At 42.9% G+C, this 6,254-nt stretch carries 5 protein-coding genes; all 5 read right to left on the minus strand.

Annotated features, from left to right (window positions below):
• Positions 1 to 385 (minus strand): hypothetical protein (locus B3O33_RS06255; RefSeq protein WP_292363203.1); only part of this gene is annotated, 385 nt, incomplete at its 3' end.
• Positions 386 to 415: 30 nt separating this feature from the next.
• Positions 416 to 2,851, minus strand: coding sequence for an endopeptidase La (gene lon, locus B3O33_RS06260; RefSeq protein WP_292363204.1), 2,436 nt, complete (start codon positions 2,849 to 2,851; stop codon positions 416 to 418).
• A 145-nt stretch (positions 2,852 to 2,996) separates the two neighbouring features.
• Positions 2,997 to 4,268, minus strand: coding sequence for an ATP-dependent Clp protease ATP-binding subunit ClpX (clpX, locus tag B3O33_RS06265; RefSeq protein WP_292359378.1), 1,272 nt, complete (start codon positions 4,266 to 4,268; stop codon positions 2,997 to 2,999).
• A gap of 29 nt (positions 4,269 to 4,297) precedes the next feature.
• Positions 4,298 to 4,933: an ATP-dependent Clp endopeptidase proteolytic subunit ClpP gene (clpP, locus tag B3O33_RS06270; RefSeq protein WP_292359376.1), complete on the minus strand. Its 636-nt coding sequence runs from the start codon at positions 4,931 to 4,933 to the stop codon at positions 4,298 to 4,300.
• Between the two features lie 88 nt (positions 4,934 to 5,021).
• On the minus strand, positions 5,022 to 6,254 hold a 1,233-nt coding region (gene tig, locus B3O33_RS06275; RefSeq protein ID WP_292363205.1), incomplete at its 5' end, for a trigger factor.

Below are 6,254 nucleotides of genomic sequence, written 5' to 3' on the forward strand. Positions count from 1 at the left end.
TCTCAGCAACAGGTTCGGGTTCTGGTTTAGGAGCAGGAGCCGGTTTTTCTGAAATAATTTCTGGTTCTGGCGTTTTTTCTGTTGAAGAATCGGTTTCTACCGGCTTATCAGATACGGAAGATTGAGGAATATTCTCTGTATCAGCAGAACCAATATCAACAAAAGCTTCTTCAGCTAGAGAAGTCTCATCTCCCATCAGGGATTCATCATCAGTTTCTTCCTGTAATGCTTCAATCACCGAAGAAAACTGAATCGGCTCTTCTTCTTGAACTTGCCTCCCTGATTCTGTCTGACTGACTTTAGATAAAACGATATAAGCGAGCACGGCGATGAAAAAGACAAGCAAAAGCGTCCCGATTAAACGCTGTTGTTGTTTTTGAGTCATCATAAATCTCCGTTGCTCGCTTTAAACAGGTTAATGCCGGTTTTGTGTATTGACTTCGTGAAAACTGGCCTGATCTGGTGGCATTACAGTCGCAGTATCCGGAGTAGGTAATACCTTGGTTGGCATATGCTGCAAGGCTTTTTCCAATACTTCATTAATCCAGCGTACAGGAATAATCTCCAGCCCGGATTTTACATTATCCGGAATTTCCCGTAAGTCCTTCACATTATCTTTAGGAATCAGAACGGTATCAATGCCACCACGATGTGCGGCCAGCAATTTCTCTTTCAAACCACCAATGGCCAACACCTCACCACGCAACGTGATCTCGCCTGTCATGGCCACATTGGATTTAACCGGTATACCGGTTATCGCTGAAACCAGTGCAGTACACATACCAATACCTGCGCTTGGGCCATCTTTTGGTGTCGCACCTTCGGGTACATGAATATGTAAATCGTGACTTTGCAGATAATCCTCGGCAATGCCCCACTCTACTGCCCGAGAACGAACAACGGTGGTAGCCGCCTGAATGGATTCCTGCATCACATCACCCAGTTTACCTGTATAGCTGGCTTTGCCTTTACCCGGCATTACCGCCGATTCGATAGTCAGTAACTCACCACCCACTTCGGTCCAGGCCAGACCAGTGACCTGTCCAATGCGATCATCTTCTGCAGCAACACCATACTGATAATGATAGACGCCTAAATAGTCTTCCAGATTATCTGCTGTCACAACAACCTTCTCGGTTGGTGATTCACTGAGGATTTGCTTAACTAATTTGCGACAGATCTTCGAAATTTCACGTTGCAGATTACGCACACCTGCTTCACGTGTATAACGCCGAATGATTTCCATCACTGCATCAGAGGTAATTTCAATCTCATTCGCTTTCAGACCATTGTCTTTTATCGCTTTTGGCAACAAATACTGCAATGCGATATTCAATTTTTCATCTTCGGTATACCCTGCAAGACGAATTATTTCCATTCGATCACGCAGTGCATCCGGAATATTCAATGTATTTGCAGTACAGACAAACATTACATCCGACAAATCATATTCGACTTCAAGATAGTGATCGGCAAATGTTGAGTTTTGCTCAGGATCAAGCACTTCCAATAAGGCAGAAGCCGGATCACCACGGAAATCCTGAGCCATTTTGTCGATTTCATCCAATAAAAACAGTGGATTACGTACACCTGTTTTGGAAATATTCTGAATCACTTTACCCGGCATAGAGCCAATGTAAGTACGGCGGTGACCACGAATTTCCGCTTCATCGCGCACACCACCCAATGCCATGCGGCTGAATTTACGATTAGTCGAACGGGCAATAGATTGCGCAATAGAGGTTTTACCGACCCCTGGAGGTCCAACCAGACAAAGAATAGGACCTTTCAGCTTTTTAACACGTTTCTGTACCGCGAGGTATTCAATAATGCGTTCTTTAACTTTTTCCAGTCCATAGTGATCTTCATCCAGAACCTGCTGTGCATGGTCCAGATCCAGCGTCACCCGTGAGCGTTTTTTCCACGGTACCTCAAGTAAATATTCAATGTAGTTTCGAACCACTGTTGCTTCTGCAGACATTGGCGACATCATTTTCAATTTTTTCAGTTCAGACTCAGCTTTATCACGAGCCTCTGTACTCATACCCGCCGCCGCAATTTTTTCCGCTAGTTCTTCAACTTCGTTGCCACTGTCATCCAGTTCACCAAGTTCTTTCTGAACCGCTTTAAGTTGTTCGTTCAGATAGTACTCGCGCTGGCTTTTCTCCATCTGTTTTTTAACACGGTTACGAATACGTTTTTCGATTTGCTGGATATCGATTTCCGATTCCAGGAATGCCATCAACTTTTCAATTCGGTCTTTGACGTCAGACATTTCAAGTAAAAGCTGTTTGTCTTCAAGCTTGAGCGTCATATGCGCAGCAACGGTATCTGCCATACGAGCCAGATCTTCAATGCTGGATAAAGAAGCAATCACTTCAGGTGGAATTTTCTTATTGAGTTTAACGTACTGCTCAAACTGTCCCAGCAGTGTCCGCATTAATACATCAGCTTCACGCTGATCAGGATGCTCATCAATAAAACTGGCAACTTCAGCTTCGCAAAAAGCATTGGTATTGTCGTATAAAGCAACTTTAGCGCGTTGTGTACCTTCAACCAATACTTTTACTGTGCCATCCGGTAACTTTAATAACTGCAGAATATTGGCAAGGGTTCCTGTTTCATACAGATTTTCTGGCGCAGGAGAATCTTCGCCAGAATCTTTTTGGGCTACCAGCAGGATTTGTTTATTTTCATCCGTAGCGTGTTCCAGTGCTTTGATGGATTTTTCTCGTCCAACAAATAAAGGAATAACCATATGCGGATATACAACAACATCACGTAGTGGCAATACAGGCACTTTTTGCAATGCATTGTCATCAGTTGATGTAGCTTCAAATTCTTTTTCCATCAATGCAGACCTCTTTAGGGAGTCAACAGACACGGTTATCGTGTTCGTGAAAACAATATGGGGACAGGCATAAAGAAATCAAGCGTCCGGAGAAACCGGATGCGTTAAAATCAGCCGAAGTGTTTAAAGATCAATCAGGTAGGAACTATTTATCACCTGAAGCGAGATCAGCGGGTTGATCTTCATAAATCAAAATAGGCGTGTTTTCACCATTGATAACACTTTCATCAACCACCACTTTGGTGACGTTATCCAAAGACGGCAGGTCAAACATAGTATCCAGCAATACATTTTCAATAATTGAACGCAAACCACGAGCACCGGTCTTACGCTCCATGGCTTTGCGAGCAATCGCCCGTAAAGCATCCGCCCTGAACTCTAATTCACAATTTTCAAGTTCAAACAATTTTTCATATTGTTTGGTTAATGCATTTTTAGGCTCAGTTAAAATCTGTACCAAAGCGGCCTCATCAAGTTCTTCAAGCGTGGCAACTACCGGCAGTCGGCCTACAAATTCCGGTATCAAGCCATACTGAATTAAATCTTCTGGCTCTACTACACGTAATGCCTCACTTGAAGGCGAATTGGTATCGACACTTTTAACATCGGCAGAAAAACCAATACCACCTTTGTGAGTACGGTTGCGGATAACTTTGTCCAACCCAGCAAAGGCACCACCACAAATAAACAGAATTTTGCTGGTATCAACTTGCAAAAACTCCTGTTGAGGATGTTTTCGGCCGCCTTGAGGAGGAACAGAAGCGATCGTACCTTCAATCAATTTCAACAATGCCTGCTGAACGCCCTCACCAGATACATCACGCGTTATTGATGGATTGTCTGATTTTTTTGAAATCTTATCAATTTCATCAATATAAACGATTCCTGTTTCAGCTTTTTCAACATCGTAATCACATTTTTGCAGTAATTTCTGAATAATGTTTTCAACGTCTTCACCAACGTAGCCAGCTTCGGTCAATGTTGTTGCGTCGGCCATAGTGAAGGGTACATTCAATTGTCTGGCAAGCGTCTCAGCCAGTAAGGTTTTACCGCTACCGGTTGGCCCTATCAGCAGAATGTTGCTTTTGGATAATTCCACATCATCATTTTTAGTACCATGACGCAAACGTTTGTAATGGTTATAAACCGCTACTGATAACACCCGTTTTGCTTTGACCTGGCCGATAACATAGTTATTAAGTGCCGAATCAATTTCATGAGGAGATGGTAGTCTGGAATCCGCTTTTTCATCGGTTTTTTCTTGTAACTCTTCCCGAATAATATCGTTGCAAAGCTCAACACATTCATCACAGACGAATACCGAAGGGCCAGCGATCAATTTTTTTACTTCATGCTGACTTTTACCGCAGAATGAACAGTAAAGTAATTTGTCGTCGTTTTTTTTGTCGTCGCTCATCGCTCTACTTTCCTAACTTTTGTGATTGCTCAAGATTTCTCTGCAGGTCGGCTATTCATTACAGCATCAATTAAACCATATTCTGCTGCCTGTTCACCATTCATGAAGTTATCACGATCAGTATCACGTTCAATTTTCTCAATATCTTGACCAGTGTGATGGGCCATAATTCCATTTAATCGATCACGAATACTTAAAATTTCCTTGGCATGGATATCAATATCCGATGCCTGTCCCTGAAAACCGCCTAACGGCTGATGCACCATAATGCGTGAATTTGGTAATGCAAAACGTTTGCCTTTGGCTCCGGCCGTTAAGAGTAAAGCGCCCATACTGGCCGCTTGACCGATGCATAACGTGCTGACCTGCGGTTTGATAAACTGCATTGTGTCATAAATTGCCAGACCAGCGGTCACAGCACCACCTGGAGAATTGATATAAAGGTGAATGTCTTTATCAGGGTTTTCAGATTCGAGGAATAACATCTGGGCGACAATCAAATTCGCCATATGGTCTTCCACCTGACCCACTAAAAAAATAATACGTTCTTTCAGCAGCCGGGAATAAATATCGTAGGAACGTTCACCACGTGAAGTCTGCTCAACGACGATTGGAACCAATGCATTTTGAACTGGATTGAGATGCTCAGAAAATATATTGCTCATAGCGGTCCTGTTTTCATGCCAAATAAAAAATAACCCGTGCCCAAAAGTTTGAGCACGGGCTGTCTTTGTAAAAAACGTGCTTGTGCCTTTAGGCTACAGCATTCATCACTTCTGAAAAGGAAGATGCTTTTTCTTCAACTGTAACATGATCGTAAATCCATTCAACTACGGCGTCTTCAACAACCATCATCTGGATTTCAGATAATTTATCCTGATTGGTCATGTAGTAATTCATAACGTCTTCTGGATCTTCATAACTGGCGGCAATCGCTTCAATTGCTTCGCGAACCCGTTTTTCTTCAGGTTGAATTTTGTTATCGGAAATTATCTTACCGATCAGCAGGCTGAGTTTGACACGTTTTTCTGCATTTTCCTTGAAGTTGCTCAGCTCAAAAGGTAAACCTTCAACGTTCACACCCTGGTTACGTAAATTATTTTTTGCTTGTTCCATCAAATAATTGGCTTCACGTTCTACCGGAGCTTCCGGCAAAGCAACTTCATTATTCGCTGCTACGCTATCCATCGCTTTGCGCTTGTTCACATTTTTCAATGCACCGGCAAGTTCACGTTCCATATTTGAACGAACTTCTTTTTTCAATGCAGCAATGCCACCGTCAACACCACACATCTCTGCAAATTCTTTGTCTAATTTAGGCAGTTTTTTCTTGGCAACCTGTTTAACCGTAACAGCAAAATCCGCTTTTTTACCACGTAAATGTTCTGCACGATAGTCATCAGGGAAAGTCATTGAAATAGTCAGCTGTTGATCCTGTTTCACACCTACGAGTTGTTGCTCGAATTCAGGCAACATGCTGCCATTGCCAATAACGACTAATACATCCTGACCTTTACCGCCCTGGAATTCTTCACCATCAATACTGCCGATAAAATCAATGGTCACGCCATCTTCTTCTTTGGCTGCACGTTTGAGGGGATCCCAAGTCATGCGCTGCTCGCGCAAGGTTTCAAGCATTTTATCGACATCTTCATCTGTGACTGCAGCAACGGTTTTTTCCAGCTTGATGTCATCCAGCTTTACAGCTTCAAGTTCAGGAAAGATTTCATAATTCAACGTGTAGATTAACGCTGTTTCTTCTTCTTTCATGCTGTCGATATGAGGTGGACTGGCAGGATTGACATTTTCTTGAGTGAACGCTTCACGCATGCTGTCCTGGACTATTTGATCAATCACTTCGCGACGTGCTGAGGGACCATGCGTTTTAACCAGCATTTTCATCGGAACTTTGCCGGGACGGAAACCAGCCATCCGAACTGATGGACGGATAGATGACAAACGTTGTTGAACGGCTTGTTCAATATT

Source organism: Methylophaga sp. UBA1464, assembly GCF_002325665.1.
Taxonomy (GTDB): Bacteria; Pseudomonadota; Gammaproteobacteria; order Nitrosococcales; family Methylophagaceae; genus Methylophaga.